The following is a 20,312-nucleotide window of genomic DNA, read 5'->3' as shown; positions in this document are numbered from 1 at the left end:
GGTTTACTTGCACCGTATGCCGCGGGATTTAAGCATGGCCGCGATTTCGACCACATATGGCGCTTGGGCATCCAGCTTGCAGGCCCTGTTGATGCTCTCCGTGGCGGCGGCAAAATAGAGGGCGGCATCCGCCAGGTTTTTCTTCCTGTCCGACTTATCCGCGCGGCTGCGGCTCTGCACGGCGAGATTGAATATGGCGTATGCCTGGGTGGCGCTTGCCTGGGCAAGCTGGCGTCTGGTGGAGCGCAGGCTGCGGGAACCGTCATGTTCTACGCTGATAGCGGCCCTGCCCGCCAGTTTAGCCGCCTCGTCCCAGCGGGCCTGCCTCATGCGGACTTGCGCCAGCATCAGCAGCGCGCTGTCGAAATCCGGCGCAAGCCTGATGGCTTTTGAGAACGCGTCCTGGGCGTCTTTGTTATTCTTGTCGCTGAAGGCGGCCATGCCTCTGGCATAGGAAAGAAACGCCTCTCTGCCTTCCGGGCTTTTGTCTATCATTGCCACCAGCTTGGACGCAGATTCCAGCGATTGTTCTCCGATTATCGAAAAATTGTTGTAGGTCGTGTCTATAAACTCTATCCGCTTGCTGAAACGGCTGCGGCTAGATTCGTCCAGCTTGAGCATCGCGGTGTCGCGTTCGCTCTTGAGCTGGCGCATGACATTGCCGTAACGCAGCATGTCGCGCAGTTGTTTTTCCGCCTCGTCCGCAATTCCGACCTCAAGCGCGCGCTCCGCCACGCCAATGGCGCTGCCCAGCGCGAGAATGTTGTATGTCAGAATGGCGGTGTGTATCTCCCAGAACGCCCTTTCCCCGCGGGCGTACTTTTTCTTCTTCTCCACAAGTTTTTTGTAGTAGGATGCCGCCTCGGCGCCCCTGCCGGAGTAGTAGGCGCTGAAAAACACCATGGCATACACGTCCCATACGTTCTCGTTAATGGAGAGCATCTGCTCATAATGGTCCAGGGCCTTGCCCAGAACCTCTGCCTTGTTTGCGCCGCTGTCTGCAGCCTTGGCGTAATATGCGTCCGCCTTGGCGCGCGATCTGTTGAGCGGCGAAACGGTAACGGTCATCATGGCCGCTATCAGCCCCAGTTGCGCTACTACCGCCACGGACGGGGCTATGCCTTTGCTTTTCCTTGTGTGGAGAAGATATGCCGGAAGCGCCACCGGCCAGACCACCAGCGTTGACAGCGACCACAGCAGCGGTTTTATATAATGCTTCGCCGCGTCCTGATAAACCCAGACGGCGAACGCCGCGCCCGTAGCCACTATGAGCGGGCGCAAAAGCATAAGCCACGCCCCGGCTGACGGTATGACAATCGTCGCCGTTGCGGACACAGCCAGCAGCAGCCATAATACTGTCATTCAATTACCCCGAAACTGCGCTCCCGAAAATAATACTATTTTTCCGCCGCGCGCCGCGCGGCGGAAAAATGCGCTCCCCGCATCCGGCTCCGCTACAGCAATTCGGCAACAAGGGCGGCAAGCGGGCTGCGCTCTGTCTTGGTGAAGGTGATATGCCCGTATATTTTCTGGCCCTTGAAGCGGTCCACTATGTATGTCAGCCCGTTGGACTCTATGTCCAGATACGGGCTGTCTATCTGATGCGGGTCGCCGGTTACGACCACCTTGGTTCCCTCGCCGGCGCGGCTTAAAATTGTTTTCACCTCGTGCGGGGTGAGGTTCTGCGCGTCGTCCACAATCATGTACTGCTTGGGCAGCGTGCGGCCCCGGATATGCGTTACGGAGGCGATCTCCACCTTGCCGCTTTCAACCAGGTAATCGGAATGCTCCAGCCCCTCCTCGGGGTGTTTTTTCTCCGAGAGGAACTCCAGATTGTCGTAAATCGCGCCCATCCAGACGCCCAGCTTCTCCTCCTTGGTGCCGGGCAGAAACCCGATGTCCTTGCCCACGGGCACGGTGGAGCGGCAGATTATGAGACGGCGGTACACGCTGTCCTCCACCGCTTTCTGCATTCCGGCGGCAAGGGAGATGAGGGTTTTTCCCGTGCCGGCATTGCCGACAAGGGTAACGAGGCTTATGGAATCGTCCAGCAGCAGCTCCATGGCAAAGCGCTGCTCCTTGTTAAGCGGGTGTATCCCCCACGGCGCGGGGTCCTGCTGGCTGGCGGGCTGTATTGTCAGCTTGTCGCCCTGGGCGCTGGCGAATACGCGGCCTATCGCGGAATGCTTGGGGTTTGCGGCGTCGCGCAGTATCACGAATTCGTTGGGGTGCAGCGCGTCGTCCAGCTTTCTGGCGTCCAGCGTTTTGTCCTTGTAAAGCGCGTCCACCATGCCGGTGTCCGCCTCCAGCTCGCGCATTCCCGAATAAAGCTCGTCAACCTTGACCTTGCCGGTCTCGTAATCCTCGGCTTCAAGGCCCACGGCCTCCGCCTTCAGCCGCAGGTTTATGTCCTTTGAAACTATAATCACCCGCGCGCTTTTGTTTTTTGACAGCGCGTAGGCCATATTGAGAATGCGGTTGTCGGACTCGCGCATCATGAAATGCTGGGGAAGGGCACGCTCCGCATCCAGCGCTATTCTGATCGTGCCGCCGTTTTCCAGCTTCACGCCGTCATTGAGCCTGCCCTTCAGGCGCAGCTTGTCCAGCCGGCGGGAAATCAGGCGGGCGTTCTTGCCGCGCTCGTCTCCGTTGGTTTTGAAATGGTCCAGCTCTTCGATGACCGCTATGGGGATTACCACGTTGTTGTCGCGGAAGTTGTTAAGCGCGTTGACGTCGTGTATGAGCACGTTGGTGTCTATTATGAATGTTTTGGGCATAGCTCCCCTTGAAGGCTGTGGTTTGGCATCGCGGATAATTCTAGCATTATTGCGCCGCCTTTTTGACTAGACTTGGCGGCAAATGATACCATCTTGGGAAACATGTACCTTAAAGCTATAGAAATATCCGGTTTCAAATCCTTTGCGGACAAGGCCCGGCTGGATTTCAAGCCCGGCATCACCTGCGTCATCGGCCCCAACGGCTGCGGAAAGTCCAATGTGGTCGATTCCATACGCTGGTGCATAGGCGAAATGTCGTGGAAATCGCTGCGCTCGGCCTCCATGGTGGACATAATTTTCAACGGCACCGCCAAGCGCCAGCCCACCGGCATGTCCGAAGTCAACATGATTTTCGACAACGAGGCCCGCCGCCTGCCGCTGGATTTCAGCGAGATAGCGGTAACGCGCCGCATATTCCGCAGCGGCGAATCCGAATATTTCCTTAATAAGACGCAGTGCCGGCTGCGCGACGTGCGCGATTTGTTCCTGGATACCGGCATCGGCGGCGAGGGCTACGCCATAATAGACCAGGGCGGCGTGGAATTCGTGCTTTCCGCCACGCCGGAGATGCGGCGCGAGCTTTTTGAAGAGGCTGCCGGCGTTTCCAAATACAAGTCCCGCCGCGACGAGGCGCAGCGCAAGCTGGAAAAGGTGGACCAGGATCTGGCCCGCCTGATGGACGCCGTGGTCCTTATTGACGAACAGATTAAAAAGCTGGATTCCGAGGCCAGAAAGGCCCGCCTCTATCAGAAAAACCGCGAGGAGCTGCGGGAAAGCGAAATCGCGCTGGCGGTTTCCGAGGCGGACCGCCACGGCGAGGCAGCCTCCGCCGCGACGGCGAAACTGCATCCGATTAATGAGGCGGTGTCGGAAAAGCAGGGCCGTGTTTCCGCGCTGGAAGGCGAGGTCGCCGCGCTAAACCTTAATTTGACACACAAGCAGGCGCAGGACACGGAGTTCGCCGGCAAAATCTCCGGCGCGAAATACGACACGGGCAAGCTGGAAGGCGAAATCGCGGCATGCGATTCCTCCGCCGCCATACTCTCCCGGCAAATCGGCGACTGGGACAACGAGGACGCCTCCTCCGCCGCCCGGAAGGCCGAGTTGGAACCGGCGGTGGAAAGGCTGCGCGCGCAAATAGCGGCGGCGGCGGAAAGCGCGGCCCCGCTGCAAAAGGAATACGACGAAATTTCAGCCGCGCTGGAAACCGCCGAAACCGATATAACCTCCGCCATAAACGAACTGGATGCCGCCAATGCCGGGCTTGTGGAAGCCTCCCGCGCGGAGCTGGAATGCTCCAACCGGGTGGCGCTGGCGCAGTCGGCTATCAGCCATTACGACGCGGATTTGTCCGTGCTGGACAGGGAAACGCAGCAGCTTGGCGAGCGCGCCGCGCAAGGCGCCAGGGATATAGAGGCCGCGGAAGCCGAGCTGGCGGCCCTGCGCGCCAAACTGGAGCAGACGCGCAACAATGTCCAGTTGCTTGATTCCAAAAAATCCGTGCTTGGCGCGCTTTCGGCCCAGACCGCTGAAAAAATATCCGCCTGCCGCAGCGAGAAGGCGGCGCTCAACGCCACTCTTGAAACTCTATGCGCCCAGGCCGAAAAAGACCCCTACTGGCTGGGCGCGCGCGCTGTAGCGGAGGCCGAAGGCTCCAAAGGCCCGCTGCGCAAGCACCTTTCATTTTCAGATGAAAACAAGCTTTTCGCGGAAGAGGCGCTGGGCCCCTTCATGGACGCGATACTCTGCGATTCTTTGGATGCCGCCCGGAAAATGGCGGAGCAGGTGCGCGCGCAGGGCAATGCCCGCTGCCGTTTCCTGGCGCTGAACGCAGTGTCTCAGCCCGCGCAGCCGCTGCCGGATGAGGTGAAATCCCGGCTGTCTTATCCGCCGGAACTGGAAAATCTGCTTTGCGCGCTGCTTTCGGGCTGCACGGGACAGGGCTCCAATACCGAAGGCCCGTTCTGGCTTGTGGCCGGGGCGGATTCCGTGTCCCCCGTTCAGCAGTACTGGGGCCGGCAGGAGGAGGTCCGCAAAGCCCTTGAGGCCGCCGCCGCGCAGGAAACCGCGCTGGCCGCCCAGTCCGAATCCGTGGCGGGCGAAGTCCGCGCCGCGGAAGAGGAGCTTGCCGCCGCCCGCGCCGCGCTGGGGGAGGAAACCTCGCGCGAAAGCATTCTCTCCGCTGCGCTTGAGGCGAAAAAACAGGCCCGCGCCAATCACGAGGAGGAGCTTGGCCTCGTGGAAAAAGAGAAAACCGGCATCGCCGCAAAGCGCGAGGAAAGCCGCGCCGCCCTTGCCGCCGCGGAGGAGGGGCTGCAATCCCGCCGCGCCCGCCAGACGGAGCTTAAAAGCGCGATAGAGGCGGTCAGGTCAAGACGGCAGGCGTTGGTGGAGCAGGCCGCCGCATTTAAATCCCGCCGCGATGAATCCGGCTCCAGGCTGTCCGAACTGCGCTTTAACATCAACGGGCTGGAAGCCGACCTGAGAATGACGGCCTCCTCCCTGGAGGAGATAACCCGCAATTTTGAAAAGCGCGCCGCCCAGCGCGGCGGCGCCCGCGCCAAGATAGAGCAGTGCGCCGCCGAAAAAGAGCAGGCGCAGGCCCGCCTGTCCTCCCGCAGAACCGAACTGGCCGAACTGGAAACCTGCCAGGCCGCCCTGCGCGAGGAACTTGCCGCCATGCGCGGCGAGTACGAGGAAAAATCCAGAATCGCCGACAATTTCAGGAAAGAACTCTCCGTTCTGGAGCTGGAGGCGCACGACCTGAGCGCGCAGGTAAGCCAGCGCTCCGCCCAGCGCGACGAAATAGCCCGCAAACTGGCCGACGAGTGGCAGACCACCATAGAGGAAGCCCGCATGAAGTACGGCGGCGTAGAGGTGGATATAGAGCGCGTTAAAATGCTCCGCCGCCGGCTGGAGAGCATGGGCGCCGTCAACATGACCGCGCCGGAGGAATACGACGCGCTGTCGCAGCGCGGGGATTTCCTGCGCAGCCAGATAGGCGACCTGGAGCGCGCGCGCGAAGACCTCAAATCCGCCATAGCGCGCATAAACGCCGCCACGCGCGAGAATTTCCGCCACACCTACGACGCAGTGCGGGAGCATTTCCGCCGCATTTACCAGACCCTTTTCGTGGGCGGCGAGGCGGACCTGATTCTGACCCAGCCGGAAAACCTGCTGGAAACCGGCGTTGAGATAATGGCCCAGCCGCCGGGCAAGAAGCTCCAGAGCATCTCCGCCCTTTCCGGCGGGGAAAAGGCGCTTACCGCGCTGGCGCTGCTGTTCGGATTTTTCTGCGTCAACCCGTCGCCCTTCTGCATCATGGACGAGGCCGACGCCCCGCTGGACGAGGCTAATGTGGAGCGTTTCGTGGGCCTTATAAAGGAATTCGCCTCCAAAACCCAGTTCATCATCATCACCCACAACAAGCGCACCATGGAAGCCGCAGACGTGCTCTACGGCGTCACCATGGAAGAGCAGGGCGTTTCCAAGGTGATTTCGGTCTCGCTCTCGCGCGACGGGCGGCCCGTGGCCGCCGTCTCCTCCGGCGAGGAAGCGCCCCTTCTGGCGGCTGCGCAATGAAGTACGGAGTGATTTCGGACATTCACGGCAATTACGAGGCGCTGGCGGCGGCGCTGAATTTCCTGGAGGAGTTTTCGCCGGACGGCTACTTCTGCTGCGGCGACCTGGTGGGCTACGGCCCCCAGCCCAACGAATGCGTGGAGATGGTGCGCTCTCTCAAAGGGCTGCATTGCGTCATCGGCAACCACGACATGGCGGCCATAGGCCAGCTGCCGGTAAGCTGGTTCAACTCCTGCGCGGCGCAGGCGCTGGGGCTTACCCGCGCCATTCTGTCGGACGAATCCGTCCAATTTCTTGAATCCCTGCCCAAAACGCTGGAGGTTGAAGACATCACCATAGTCCACGGTTCGCCGAAAAACCCGGCGGAGGAATATCTGCTTACCGGCGAGCAATTCCTGGAAAGCATGGAGGTCTGGCATACCCGGGCCTGCATAGTGGGCCACAGCCATGTGCCTTTCGTGATGAGCTGCATGGGCGTGCGCTTTCCGCTGATGGAAGGGCTTACGCACCGCCAGAAAATCACAATGCTGGACGGACACAGGTATATATTCAATCCCGGTTCCGTCGGCCAGCCGCGGGACAGAAACCCGCGCGTCTCCTGCGCGCTCTATGATTCACAGGAGCGCGCGTTCCAGTTATTCCGGCTGGAATATCCAATAGCCGCCACCCAGAAAATGATGCGTTCCGCCGGCCTGCCCGAACTGCTGGTGGAGCGTATCGGCAACGGCTGGTAGCTATCGAGGCAGGCATAAGTGACGGAGTTCCCCATGTCCAATTCCAAGACAGCCCTGCTGCTTGTCATAGATGCCGTCGGGCTGGACACTCTGGATTATCTGCTTTCAAAACATCCCGGGCCGCTGAACATTCCAAATCTGGCCGCGCTTGGGCTTGGCGAAATAGTTTCCCCGGAGCACAAAGCCCAAATCGGCGCGAAAACGGACGCGGACTCCTTTGCCGCGCGCGTTGAGCAGGCCTCCGCCTCAGCCGACAGCGTGGTGGGCCACCGCGAGATGATGGGCGTGGTGGATAACCGCACCTTCAGCCTTTTCCCGGACGGTTTCCCGGAAAACTATATACGCGCGCTGGAGCTGCTTGTGGGCCGCAAAACGATATTCAACAAAATGGCCGGCGGCATGGAGGCGATAGAGCTTAACGCGCTGGAGCATGAAACAACCGGACATCCCATAGTCTATGCCAGCAAATGCGACCCGCTCATCCAAATCGCCATGAGCGAGGCCGTTATTCCCGTGCGCGAGCAGCACTCCATAGCCGACGCCGCGTTTGCGCTTGCCAAGGAGATGGGCATTCCCGTTACCCGCGCGATAGCGCGCGCCTACAGACGCGGCCCCGGCGGCGAGATAATACGCACCGCCAACCGCCACGACGCCGTGCTGCCGCTGCAGGGCAAAACCCTGCCGGACATTCTTGCGGTGCGAGGCGTATGGGCCTGCGCCGTCGGCAAAACGGCGGAGCTGGTGAACGCCGGCTGGCACGAGAGAGTAAAGCTGGCCGACAAAGCCTTCGTCTCCCCGCAGTTTGTCCGCGGCTTTATCCATCCGCAGGGCAAGGATACAAATCCACTGTCGGCGCAGGGGACATATAACGCGGTTGCCGCCTCCAAAACCGTTTACCGCCCGAACGGAACCTTCATTTTCTCCAATTTCGTGGATACGGACAGTCTTTACGGCCATACCCGCGACGCGGAAGGCGCGTTGCGCTGCCTGGAGGCCGCCGACGCCATGCTGGGCGAAATCATGCGCAGCCTCGCCAGAGGCGACCTGCTTATAATAACGGCGGACCACGGCATGGCCCACCGCGCGGACTACGGCTATCACAACCGGGAACCGCTGCCTTTGCTGGCGAAAGTTTCAGGCGGCCCCGCGCCAAAGCCCGCAAACATGAAAACGCTCGCATCCGCAGGCCTGCTGGTTGCGGAATTTTTCAACTGCGGAAAAGAGTTTTCCGCCATCCTGAAAGCCGACGCGGCTGCCAGGCAAACCATATCCGGCGGAAATAGCCTTTGACGATTTTGTAATATATGGGCGGCGTGTGAAGGGGACTTTATGAGCGATGACAAGAAGCTGTTACAAATAAGAAGTCTGGAATTACACAACTACCGCCGCTTTGAAAAACTGGCGATTGCTTTTGATGAAAAGCTGACTGTTCTTGTGGCGAAAAACGGTTGCGGGAAAACAGCGGTTCTTGATGCTGTGGCCATTGCGCTGGGACCATTTGTCGGCGTTTTTGGCACAGTGCAAAGCGCTCAATTCCACACGTCTGATGTCAGGCGCAAACTCTTGGAATCATCCGCAGGCATGAGAGAATCAGAAAAACAATTTCCCGTGAAGATGTTTGCTGATGGAATTATAGATGGCAATCAGGAAAAATGGGAAAGAATGTTGTCCGGAGACAAGTCTCATACAACATATGGCGGAAGCAGACCACTTATAAATTTTGGCAAACATTTGCAGAAACAAGTCCAAACAGCTTCCGTGTCTGTCGCTTTGCCTTTAATCTCCTATTACGGGACAGGACGCTTGTGGGGCGACATGCGGTTTTTCACAAAAAGAAAAGAAAACTTGTCCCGCACCGCCGGGTATATGCTTTGTCTGTCAGGGATGTCTAGTTACAAAATTTTCGCGGAATGGTTTGAGAGATTTCACCGCGCGGCATTTGACGAACGAGACAATCCCCTGCAATTGGAGAAAATACAAGCCTCTTTGCAAGCTTTCAAAACAGCCGTGAACGCTATTATTGAGCCTTTGGACTGGAAAAACATTGACTTCAAGGGATCCAAGGACGGCATTATCATGGAACAGGCGTCTACCGGCATAACCCTGCCGGTGGACTGGCTCAGCGACGGTGTCAGAAATATGGTGGCGCTGACCGCGGATATTGCCCACCGCGCGATAAGACTTAACTCTCATTTGCCAGCCCAGGAAGCCATCAAAACCACTCAAGGCATTGTGCTGATTGATGAAATTGATATGCACCTGCATCCGAAATGGCAGCAAACAATTCTGCCTTCCCTGACCAGGGCATTCCCATCAATACAATTTATCGTTACCACCCATTCCCCGCAGGTGATTACGTCTGTGCATAAAAAGCATATAAGAATCATCAATGAGGATGGGGCATTGTCCGATATTGCAGATGACATGGGAACCCTCGGCAGCGAAAGCAATAGAGTTTTGGCGGAAATTTTTGACGTTCCCCCGCGCCCGCCGGTACAGGAAGAAAAACTGACTCAATATCTTGGGTTGGTGGAGAAGCGTCAACATAATACAGATGAAGCCATCAGGTTGCTGGAAGAATTGCAGAACGAACTGGGAACAGGCGATAAAGATTTGCAATATGCCGCAATGCGAATAAAACAGTTGGACTATTTAGCCAAGAAGAATGAAGAAAATCACTAGGACGCCATCTCCGCCATCTTGTCTTGGCAGCCAACCATCAGGTCAAGAATGGGGGGTTTTTGCGCAAACGAATGGGGCCTGTCACCAAAAAGTTGGAGAGTCATTGATTAGTGAGCAGCATTTTTTATGTTGCTATTGCGAATCGGCTGTGCCATCAACACAAGATGGGCATATTGAGCATATGAAACCTCGCTCAACTTATCCCGATGCCAAATACGAATATAGCAACCTTGCTTACTCATGCAACACAAAAGAGCATTGCGGCCACCACAAAAGCAATAACTACGACGCAGCGAAATTTACAGATCCTCATTCCAGCACCTATGACAGCAAAATATTCATGTACTTGAGTAATGGCAAAGTGTCGCCGAATGGTGGCAACAGCCAGTATATGATAAAGTTGCTAAACCTGCGCGACGACTTCAAATTATGTGGGCGCAGAAAAACCCACTGGATAACGCTGGATAATATATTGAAAGGTTTTCCGAACAAAGCCGAAGGATACCGATTTATTGAGGATTCTTACTTAAAACCAGAAAACGGAAAACTTAAACCGCATTATTCCGTCACATGCGCTTTTATCGGTAGACGAGAGGAGAAACCACTATGAAAGACACTCTGGACATCGTGTTGCTGCTGGCGCTGCCGGCTTCGGGCAAATCGGAGGTGCGGCGGTATCTGGAATTCCAGACCCCGCAAACCTGCCGCGACAGTTTTCACATGGGACCGACCGTCCAGCTGGACGATTTCCCGTATGTGCATATCATGCGCCGCGCGGACGACGAGGCCGCCGCACTGGGCAAGCCGCGCATGTTTTTTTCCGCGCCGGACAAACCCTTCGCCGACCCGCGCGACTGGGGAACGCTTATAGAGCTTATTAACGAGGATTATGCCGACCTTGCGGCGCAAAAAAGCTATCCGGCGGGCGATGCCGCCGCCCGGACGCTGGCGCGCATAGAGCGCGCCGCCGGCAAATGCGGCATTTCGGGAAGATTCTCCCGGCTGGACGCGGCGGCGCAATCCAAAATCTGCGCCGCGCTTGAAGCGGAATCGGCCAAGCTTATCAGGGAAAAAACCGCCGCCTATGCCCCGCTTGAAGGGAAAACGGTGGTGATAGAATTTGCGCGCGGCGGGGCGCAGGGCTCTCCCATGCCGCTGAAGTCGCCGTTCGGCTACAGGCATTCGCTGGCGCTGTTGTCGGATGAAATTCTCAAAAAAGCCGTGATACTTTATATCTGGGTAACGCCGGAGGAATCCCGCCGCAAAAACGCCGCGCGCGCCAACCCGGACGACCCCGGCTCCATACTCCACCACGGCGTGCCCGAAGCCGTCATGCTGGGCGATTACGGCTGCGACGACATGGACTGGCTGGAGCAGCATTCCCCCCGCCCGGGCGCAATCTCCGTGGAAACCCGCAGCAGGACTTTTTACCTGCCCATAGGCCGTTTTGACAACCGCGTGGATAAAACCAGCTTTCTGCGCGCCGACCCCAAGCAATGGAACGGCGCCGCCACGGAAGCGGTGCGCTCCGGCATCAAATCAGCCATGGACAAGGTGTTTTCAGGCGCGGCGGAAAAAGTTTCACGGTAACGCCGGCCCCGCGCTTGCGCCGAAACCTGCAAACGCATGTTTCCGCGCGCGTTTTACCGAACAGCAGGGACGCATGGGGCGCTTCGCCTGGCAAGGGGCAATTTTGCTAGAATTTTCACGGATGAAAATACTGGTCATAGGCGCTTCCGGGCAGGTGGGCGGGGCCATTCTGCGCGAATGCGGGAATTACTCCATTGAAGCCAAAGGCACCTCCGCTAAAAGCGATGCCGGCGGCCTGCTCAAGGCGGATATACGGCTGTCCCATGCTTTTGAGGAAATTTTTGAATCGTTCAAGCCGGATGCCGCCATACTCTGCGCCGCCATGACAGACCCGGATTTATGCCAGGAAAACGAGCGCCAGGCGGAGCAGGTAAACGTAGAGGGCGCGCGCAACATACTCCGGCTGTGCGACCTGCACAAAACGCGGCTGGCCTGCCTTTCAACCGATAATGTCTTTGACGGCGCCCGCGGCCCCTACGACGAAACAGCCAAACCAAATCCCGTAAACGTCTACGGCCAGACCAAACTCAAGGCGGAGAAAATCTGTGCCGGCGCCTCGTTCGGCTCCGTCATCATACGCAGTAGCGGGGTCTATGGAGCGGATTCGCCTAATTTGCTGACGCAGATAATGGATAAAGCCGGAAAAAACGAGCGGATGGAACTATCCTCAACCGAGTATTGCACCCCGACTTTCGCCCCCGACCTGGCGGCCGCCGTCCTGCTGCTTGTTCTAAAGGAGAAAACCGGGCTCTACCACGCCGCCGGGCCGGATTTTGTGAGCCGGTATGAATTCGCGCAGATAGCCTGCCAGCGGCTCGGCATTCCGGCTGACATGATAACGCCGGTAAACGCGCAGCCCGGTCAAAAAGCCCCCCGCCCCAGGCTTGCCGGCCTTGTCAGCAAAAAACTGCTGGATGAAACCGGTTATGCCATGATGAATCCCGTGCACGCGCTTTCCGTGGCGCGCGACGGCATCGCCCAGAAAAAACGCAGGGCCGCCTCCGCCAGACCCGATGCGGCGCAGCCGCCGGGCACGGACGGTGCAGTGGCTCAGTCCGCGGACGCGGTTTCGCAAACAGCAAGAACCGCCGGACAATCCGAGACTCAACCGGAAACGGCGGGGAAACCGCCTTTCCGAACAGAAAAAGAGGCGCCGCCCGGGACAGAGCGGAACGCGCCAGACGCGCCGCCCCGCGCAGACAGCCCCGCCCCCTCTCCGCCCTCTCCGGCGCAGACCGGACGCGCCGTGCCGCCGCTTCCGGGACAGACCGGACGGGCTGCCCCTCCGCCGCCGCCATCCCCTTCCCAAACGGGACGCGCCGCACCGCCGCCCCCGGGACAGACCGGACGTGCTGCTCCCGCGCCCCCGTCCCGGACCGGTCATGCCGCGCCACCCCCGCCTTCGCCTTCGCAGACAGGACGCGCCGCGCCGCCCCCTCCGGGGCAGACTGGACGGGCCGTTGCTCCGCCCCCGCCTTCGCCTTCGCAGACAGGACGGTCCGCGCCGCCTGAAACCGGAACCCCGGCATGACAGCCGGAGCCGCGGCGAAAACATCTTTTTTTTATGCGCTGGCCGCCGCCGCGCTGCTGCTGTCTGCGGCGTTATACGGCCTGCGCGCGGCTCTGGGAAGCGGAATTGTTTTCGCGGCCTGTTCCGTGATAATTTTCGCGATTGCCGCCGCCGCGGCATTCGCCTTCGGCGCGCGCGCGCTTGAATCCTGCGGTTTTGAATGGGACAGTTTTCCCGGCCTGCGCGTTCCGGCGGCGGCCACGTTGGGGCTGGGCGCGCTGGCGCTGGCGGTTTTCGCGCTTGGCGAGATGAAGCTGCTGTACCCGACGTCAATAGTTCTGCTGCTTGGCGCGTTTTTGTGGTCCGGCAGGAAAAGGCTTGTTCCGTTCCCCGTGCCGGGCATGGTTGCGCGCACCGGCTGGGAGCTGGCAGCCCTTCTGCCGCTGGCAGGGGCCTTTCTGGTCTGCTTTGCGCCGCCGCCGCACTATGACTCGCTGGTGTACCATCTTGCGCTGCCGCAGGCTTATGCTCTTAACCACGCGATAGCGCCGGTTCCCGGCAGCGTCTACAGCCATTTTCCGCAAAACAGCGAGATGCTTTTCACCGCCGCGCTGCTTCTGGGCTCTGACACGGCGGCGCAATTGTTCTCCTGGCTGTGCGCCGCATTGTCGGGGTTATGGGTTTACGGCTATCTCAGGACGCTGGAGAATTCCGGCGAAGCCTCTCCCGGCGCGAGCGGGCTGGCGCTTTTTCTGGCGCTGTCGCACACCTCTTTCGCGCTTCTGGCGTCGGCAAGCTATGCGGAGACGGCGGCCTGCCTTTTCATCACCGCCGCAGTCTTATCGCTGGCAATGTGGCGGCGCAACGCGGGGCCGCAATCCCGGCTGTGGGCCGCTGCGGGCGGCGTTTTCTGCGGACTCGCGTTCGGAACCAAGTACTATGCCGGCATAACCGCCGCCGCGCTGCTTATGCTGGCGCTGCGCCACTGCTACAGCGTCCAGCGATTCAGCGAACGCAGAGCCCGCGTCGTTGACGTTCTGATATTCGCCGCGGCCTGCTGCCTTGTTTGCGCGCCGTGGCTGGTTAAAAACGCCGCCGAAACCGGAAATCCGGTCTACCCGTTCCTGTACAGGCTGCTGAATGCGGACACGGCCCTTGCGGGCCAGGCACAGGCCTATTTCTCCATGCTGACGGAATACGGCGGACAGGGCCGCCCGCTGCGCGAGCTCATCATGTTCCCTTATACGCTGTTTACCGCCCCTTCGCATTTCGGCGGCGGGATGGACGCTCTGGGAACACTGGGCTGGAACCTGTTTTTCGCCGCGACCCCGCTGATGGCGCTGGCCGCGCTGCGCTCCCGGGAACTGCGCTGGTGCGGGGCGTATATTCTGCTGCATTTCGCGGTCTGGTTTTTTACGGCGAAGGTGCTGCGGTTTCTGGTGGTTATAGTGCCTTTGGGCTCCATTCTGGCGGCTGAGGGTTTCATGGCGGCGCGGCGCGAGGGCGGGCGGCTGGCCGGAATAGTCCTGGCCGCGGCGCTGCTGGCATTTGCGGCGGAACGGGCGGTTTTATGGGCCGGCATGAACGATTTAGCGTATAACTGGAATTACCTTTTCGGCAAAGCGGGCCGGGCGGAGCATTTGTCGGCAACCCTGCGCTATTATCCGTGCGCCGCCGCCGTAAACGCCATGTCCCCGCCCGGCGCGCGCGTGCTGATGGCAGGGGAGCAGCGCTCGTACTACGTCCGCCGGAATGTTGCGGCCACCGCCCTGACAGCGCAAAACGGTTTCGTTACGGCGGCCAATGCGGCGGCCTCGCCGCTTGAACTGGCGCAAACCCTCGCCCGCGATTACGACTGGGTTATATATGTTCCGGGGGAAATGCGGCGGCTTCATCCTTACGGCACGCTGAATTTCTCGGAGAACGGCCTTAAAAACTGGGAGGAGATGCTTTCCGTACAGCCGGCTTTCGCGGCTGAAAGCTGCGCGCTCTACAGGTTATGAGCCCCTGGAAACTCTATCTGATAACGGCGGCGGCCGCTTTCGCGGCCTCGCTGGCGCTGACGCCGCTGGCGCGCGCCCTGGGCCTCAGATTCGTGCTGGACACGCCCTCCGGCGGCGTAAAAACCCACAAGAACCCCACCCCGCTGCTGGGCGGGCTGGCGATAGCGGCGGCTTTTATAATCTCGCTGTCGGCGGTAAGGCTTTTCACCAGCTTTCCCACAGGAACGCTGCACACGCTGCGCGGATTTTTCGCCGGGGCGGTGATAATGCTGCTGCTGGGGCTGGTGGACGATATAAAAAAACCCTCCGGCCTTTCCGTGGCGACAAAGTTCGCCTTCCAGATAGCCGCCGCGCTGGTGCTGGTGCATTACGGGGTGCGCATCAGGTTCATACAGCCCGATTATCTGGCGGTCGCGCTGACGGTCGTCTGGGTGGTGGGGGTGGCCAATGCCTTCAACATAATAGATATCATGGACGGCCTCTGCGCCAGCCAGGCCGCCGCCGCCTCGCTGGGGTTTCTGCTGATAGCGCTGCCGTCGGAAGACCTGTATGTCAATTTCGCCGCCGCTGCGCTGCTGGGCGCGGCGGCGGGGTTTTTGCCGCACAATTTCTCGCGCCGCCGGAAAATTTTCGCGGGCGACTGCGGCAGCCTTTTCATGGGATACACCCTGGCGGCATTGTCGGTAAGCACGCAGTACTCGCATACCAACCCGCTTGGCGTGTACGCGCCGCTGCTTATACTGGCCGTTCCGATTTACGACACGTTTTTCGTCTCTTTCCTGCGCATAAGGCGCGGCAATTCCCCGTTTGCGGGCAGCAAGGACCATTACGCCCTGCGGCTTGAGAAAATGGGTTTTTCCCGCCACGAGATAGTGGCCTGGAGCGCGGTTGTTACCATGGGCCTGGTGCTGTGCGCGTTTTCGGCTACGCAGTTGCCCATATGGCCCGCGCTGGTGGTGTACGCGGCGGACGCGGCGGCGTTCGCGCTGATGAGCGTCAAAATAGCACGGGTGGAAATGTGAGAACCGACACCCTTATAATCGGCGCCGGACTTACCGGGCTTTCCTGCGCCTGGCATCTGGAGCGGCTGGGCGCGCCGCGCTATATCCTTGCCGAAAAAAACGACTATCCCGGCGGGCTTTGCGCCTCGTTTTCGCAAAACGGCTTCTCTTTTGACTGTTCGGGCCATTTGCTGCATCTGCACAGCGGTTACGGCAAAAGTTTCATTTTCCGCATGCTGCGCGGCAATCTGGAAAAGCTGCGCCGCCGCGCGGAGATATATTCCAGCGGCGTCTACACCCCCTATCCCTTTCAGGCCGCGCTCTGCGGCCTGCCGGACAGGGTGGTCAGCGACTGCGTGTCCGGTTTCCTCAAAGCCTGGCGCGAGAACAAAACCCCGCCCTTTGATTCGCCTTTCGACCGCTGGGCAATGTCCGTTTTCGGCGAGGGGATATGCCGGCATTTCATGTTTCCCTATAACCGCAAGCTGTGGCGCGTCCCGCTCCCGCAGCTGAGGGCGGACTGGTGCGCCCCCTTTGTGCCGCGCCCGGGGCCGGAAGAGGTTATCGCCGGGGCATACGGCCCGCAGCGCGCCAGCTTCGGCTACAATACGGAATTTTACTATCCGTCACAAGGCGGCGCGGGCGCGCTGTGCGCCGCCATTGCGGACGGGCTGGGCAACGGCTTTATGCCCGGCTGCGGGGTATTGCGCGTCAACCTCTCAAAAAAGACGGCGCTGATAAACAATCTCGGAGAAGTGGAATTTTCAAGGCTGGTAAACACCATGCCGCTTAAAGATTTCTGCGGCATAATAGAGGACGCGCCCGCCGCCGTGCGCGAAAGCGCAAAACTGCTGCGGCATAACCGGGTGGACGTGTTCAATTTCGGCTTCCGCGCTCCGGCCCGGCGAAAGCTGCACTGGGCGTATTTCCCGGAGGATAAGTTCGCGTTCTACCGCGCCGGCATAGCCTCGCATTTTTCGCGGCATGTCTCTCCGGCGGGCTACTCATCGTTTTATACAGAGACGGCAAGCCCGCCGTCGTCAAAACCGGACACCGCCGCGCTGGAGCGGCAAATGCTCTCCGGCCTGCGCCGCTGCGGCCTGATTTCCGCCCCCCCCGCCGCGCGCATGCATATCGCCATCCCCTGCGCCTACGCGGTATACGACGCAAACCGCTCACATGCGCTGTCCCGCATACTCCCCTGGCTGGAAAAGAAAGGCTGCCTCAGCACGGGCCGCTACGGCGGCTGGAAGTATTCCTTTATGGAAGAGGCGGTTCTTGACGGCAAAGCCGCCGCGAATGTCAGTGCCGGAAATGGCGCATGCCGGTAAACATCATCGCCAGCCCGCGCTCGTCCGCCGCCTGAATTGATTCCGCGTCGCGTTGAGAGCCGCCGGGCTGGACTATCGCGCTTGCGCCCAGCCGGGCCGCCTCGTCAACCGCGTCCCGGAACGGGAAAAAAGCGTCGGAAGCCAGAACCAGCGTTTTGGGGCGCGGGTTTTTGGCCAGATACTGCGAAAATTTCATCTCCGCCGTTTTCACCGCGTCAACGCGCGACATCTGGCCCGCGCCAATACCTACGGTCCTGTCCGGCGCGCACAAGGCTATCGCGTTGGAGCGCACATGCTTGCAGACAATCCACGCAAATTCCAGCGCGCGCATTTCCTCGCCGGAGGGCGCGCGTTTTGACGCCTGTTTCCACTGCCCGGCGGAAACCGCGGAATCCGCCTCGCCCGCCAGTATTTCCCGCCCCGCCGAGCGTATCACCCAGCCGGAATTTTTCCCGGCGGCGCGGCTCAGTATGCGGATGTTTTTCTTGGCGCGCAGGATATCCAGCGCGGCATCTTCGTAATCCGGCGCAATGATTATCTCCACAAAAAACGAGTTCACCATCTCCGCCGCTTTGGGCGAAACTTTGCAGTTGAACGCAATCACCCCGCCGAAGGCCGACAGCGGGTCGCACTCCCAGGCGCGGGAGAACGCCTCCTCGGCGGTCGCGCCGGTCGCCGCGCCGCAGGGGGTGATATGCTTGAATATCACGGCGGCGGTCTGCCCGAAGTCGCAGACAGCCTCCCAGGAGCCATGCGCGTCCAAAATATTGTTGTAGGAAAGCTCCTTGCCGTGCAGCTGCTCAAACGAAAGCTTCCCGTCCGGAGAATAAAGCGCGGCCTGCTGATGGGGATTTTCGCCGTAGCGCATGGGCTGCGCCAGCTTCAAATTCAGGTTCAGCGTTTGCGGCGGCCCGCCGCCGGCCTGCGCGCGCGCGAACGCGCCGGAAATATCGCCGTCGTAGGCAGCGGTGTGGGCAAAGCCCCTGGCGGCAAGCCGCCGCTTGGTGTCCGCAGAAAGCGCGGAGGATTTTTGCATTTCCTCCAGAACTGACGGGTAATCGGCAGGCTCGGTCAGAACAGCCACATCCTCGTAATTTTTGGAGCCGGCGCGTATAAGCGCGACGCCGCCTATGTCTATCTGCTCTATCACTTCCTGCTCGTGGACGGAGGAATGCCCCGCCAGCGTTTGCGCAAAGGGATAGAGGTTGACAACCAGCATGTCTATCGGCTCAATGCCGTGAACCTGCGCCTGGGCAACCTGCCCCGCGTCGCCGCGGCGCATGAGTATCGCGCCGTGAACCATGGGGTGCAGCGTTTTCACCCGCCCGCCCAGAATTTCGGGAAACCCGGTAAGCGTCTCCAGCATTCGCACGGGAACGCCGTTTTCCGACAGGAATTTGGCCGTGCCGGAGGTGCTGATTATTTCCACGCCAAGCCCGTCCAGCCCTTTGGCGAATTCGGCCAGCCCCGTTTTGTCGTAAACGGAAATAAGCGCGCGGCGGATTTTTCCGGCCTCTGTTTTCTCCGGCAGGACGGAGACTTTGCCGCCGCTGATTTTCAGCCTGCCCTGGCAAAACAGCCGCACCGCGCGGGGGTACAATATGCGCTCCGCCGCGCGGACTTTTTCGGACAATGTTTCTGCGGTATCGTCTTCGGCCACCGCAACCGCCTGCTGAAGCGCGACCGGCCCGGCGTCATAATTTCCGTCGGCGAAATGGACGGTGCAGCCGCTGAATTTCGCGCCGGAGGCGATGACGGCCTCGTGCACATGCCGCCCGTACATCCCTTTCCCGCCGAAAGCGGGCAGCAGCGCGGGATGGATATTCAGCACCGCGCCGGCATAGCGTTTAAGCATTTCCGGCCCCAGCTTGTGCATGTAGCCTGCCATGCAGACAAGCCGCACCCCCGCCTCCGCGCAGAGGCGGCAGAGCAGAGCGTCGTCTTTCGGGTCGGCGGTTTCGGCGCGCACGCCCGCGGCTTTCGCGCGGGCCGCAACGCCCGCGTCCGGGCGGCTTGAGATTACAAGAACTATCTCCCCCCCGCCCAGCGAGCCGGCTTTCTGCGCGTCGTATAAAGCCTGAAAAGTGGTCCCCCCGCCGGAGGCAAGAACCGCTATTTTCATAGCCGCTCCGCGTTCTGGAGAATTACCTTGTTTTCGCCGCGCTCCACACGCCCGAGAACCACGGCCTCCGGCAGCGTTTTCAGCGCGGCTTCAACGGCCTGCGGCCTTAACGCGATTACCATCCCTATTCCCATGTTAAAGGTGCGCCACATGTCGCCTGCGGGTATATCGCCGCCTTTTGCGATATCCCTCATGATTTTGGGCCGCTTCCACGAGGCCGCGTCTATGACGGCGGCGCAGTTTCCGGGCAGGAATCTGGGCACATTCTCCACAATGCCGCCGCCTGTGATATGCGCCATGCCCAGGATGTCGGCTCCGGCGGCAATGGCGGCGCCGCGCAGCGCGGCGATGTCTTTCACATAGATTTTCGTAGGCGCCAGCAGCCGGGCGGCGCGCTTTTTAAGCTCGGCGTCCCTGTACACCCCGCGTATCAGCGAATAGCCGTTGGAATGAAAACCCGTGGAGGGCAGCCCTATCAGCGCGTCGCCGGGCATGATGCGGCTGCCGTCTATGACACGCCCGCTTTCCACTATGCCCACCGCGAACCCCGCCAGGTCGTATTCGCCTTTGCCGTAGAAGCCGGGCATTTCGGCGGTCTCGCCGCCGAGGAGCGCCATTTCCCCCTGCCGGCAGCCTTCCAGTATGCCGTCTATGACGGCGCGCGAGGTTTTGGGGTCCAGTCTGGAGGTCGCGTAATAATCCAGGAAAAAAAGCGGTTTCGCGCCGCAGGTTATCAGGTCGTTTACATTCATGGCGACAAGGTCTATGCCCACGGTGCTATGCCGCCCGGTCAGAAACGCCAGTTTCAGCTTGGTGCCCACGCCGTCGGTGCAGCCGACGATGTTATACTGCTTGCCGCCCAACTCCAGCGGGAACAGCCCCGCAAAACCGCCCACGGCGGGGGCTTTTTTCTGTATGTATTCAACCAGCGCGTCGCCGGCGGCGATGTCAACGCCGGATTTTTTGTAAGTTATGGCCAT

General features: G+C 60.1%; 14 protein-coding genes. 10 read left to right on the top strand and 4 right to left on the bottom strand.

All coding sequences use genetic code 11. The annotated features are described in order from the left end of the window. Window positions 1-3: 3 nt before the first annotated feature. On the bottom strand, window positions 4-1,362 hold the full coding sequence (locus WC421_02010; GenBank protein MFA5160996.1) for a tetratricopeptide repeat protein: 1,359 nt from the start codon (window positions 1,360-1,362) through the stop codon (window positions 4-6). A 92-nt stretch (window positions 1,363-1,454) separates the two neighbouring features. Next, window positions 1,455-2,777, bottom strand: a complete 1,323-nt coding sequence (locus WC421_02005) for a PhoH family protein (protein ID MFA5160995.1) — start codon at window positions 2,775-2,777, stop codon at window positions 1,455-1,457. Window positions 2,778-2,879: 102 nt separating this feature from the next. Between WC421_02005 and smc the strand changes: the two genes are divergently transcribed. From smc to WC421_01955, 10 genes are all read left to right on the top strand, one after another. After that, window positions 2,880-6,359 (top strand): chromosome segregation protein SMC, encoded by a 3,480-nt coding sequence (smc, locus tag WC421_02000; GenBank protein ID MFA5160994.1) that lies wholly within the window; start codon window positions 2,880-2,882, stop codon window positions 6,357-6,359. Beyond that, window positions 6,356-7,093, top strand: coding sequence for a metallophosphoesterase family protein (locus WC421_01995; protein MFA5160993.1), 738 nt, complete (start codon window positions 6,356-6,358; stop codon window positions 7,091-7,093). Before smc ends, WC421_01995 begins: the two co-directional genes overlap by 4 nt. 33 nt (window positions 7,094-7,126) lie before the next feature. Beyond that, window positions 7,127-8,383, top strand: a complete 1,257-nt coding sequence (locus WC421_01990) for a hypothetical protein (protein MFA5160992.1) — start codon at window positions 7,127-7,129, stop codon at window positions 8,381-8,383. Between the two features lie 39 nt (window positions 8,384-8,422). After that, window positions 8,423-9,775: an AAA family ATPase gene (locus tag WC421_01985; GenBank protein MFA5160991.1), complete on the top strand. Its 1,353-nt coding sequence runs from the start codon at window positions 8,423-8,425 to the stop codon at window positions 9,773-9,775. Further along, the gene (locus tag WC421_01980) at window positions 9,759-10,385 is read left to right on the top strand and encodes a retron system putative HNH endonuclease (GenBank protein MFA5160990.1); all 627 of its coding nucleotides are present in this window, start codon (window positions 9,759-9,761) and stop codon (window positions 10,383-10,385) included. Before WC421_01985 ends, WC421_01980 begins: the two co-directional genes overlap by 17 nt. After that, a complete protein-coding gene (locus WC421_01975) occupies window positions 10,382-11,365 on the top strand; it encodes a hypothetical protein (GenBank protein MFA5160989.1) in 984 nt (327 codons plus the stop codon). The genes WC421_01980 and WC421_01975 overlap by 4 nt, the downstream gene beginning before the upstream one ends. 121 nt (window positions 11,366-11,486) lie before the next feature. Then, window positions 11,487-12,896: a sugar nucleotide-binding protein gene (locus WC421_01970; protein ID MFA5160988.1), complete on the top strand. Its 1,410-nt coding sequence runs from the start codon at window positions 11,487-11,489 to the stop codon at window positions 12,894-12,896. Then, the gene (locus tag WC421_01965) at window positions 12,893-14,878 is read left to right on the top strand and encodes a phospholipid carrier-dependent glycosyltransferase (GenBank protein ID MFA5160987.1); all 1,986 of its coding nucleotides are present in this window, start codon (window positions 12,893-12,895) and stop codon (window positions 14,876-14,878) included. Before WC421_01970 ends, WC421_01965 begins: the two co-directional genes overlap by 4 nt. Then, on the top strand, window positions 14,875-15,900 hold the full coding sequence (locus WC421_01960; protein MFA5160986.1) for an MraY family glycosyltransferase: 1,026 nt from the start codon (window positions 14,875-14,877) through the stop codon (window positions 15,898-15,900). The genes WC421_01965 and WC421_01960 overlap by 4 nt, the downstream gene beginning before the upstream one ends. Next, window positions 15,897-17,210 carry an FAD-dependent oxidoreductase gene (locus WC421_01955; protein MFA5160985.1) on the top strand — a complete coding sequence of 438 codons (1,314 nt, stop codon included), beginning with the start codon at window positions 15,897-15,899 and terminating at the stop codon, window positions 17,208-17,210. Before WC421_01960 ends, WC421_01955 begins: the two co-directional genes overlap by 4 nt. Here WC421_01955 and purH read toward each other — a convergent pair. Then, the gene (gene purH, locus WC421_01950) at window positions 17,182-19,332 is read right to left on the bottom strand and encodes a bifunctional phosphoribosylaminoimidazolecarboxamide formyltransferase/IMP cyclohydrolase (GenBank protein MFA5160984.1); all 2,151 of its coding nucleotides are present in this window, start codon (window positions 19,330-19,332) and stop codon (window positions 17,182-17,184) included. The genes WC421_01955 and purH overlap by 29 nt on opposite strands. After that, complete coding sequence (purM, locus tag WC421_01945; GenBank protein MFA5160983.1) at window positions 19,329-20,312, bottom strand: phosphoribosylformylglycinamidine cyclo-ligase; 984 nt, start codon at window positions 20,310-20,312, stop codon at window positions 19,329-19,331. The genes purH and purM overlap by 4 nt, the downstream gene beginning before the upstream one ends.

The organism is Elusimicrobiales bacterium, assembly GCA_041651175.1.
In the GTDB taxonomy this organism is placed as follows: domain Bacteria; phylum Elusimicrobiota; class Elusimicrobia; order Elusimicrobiales; family Elusimicrobiaceae; genus JAQTYB01.
The sequence above is the reverse complement of the archived record's forward strand: the minus strand, read 5'-3'. Positions and strand labels throughout refer to the sequence as shown.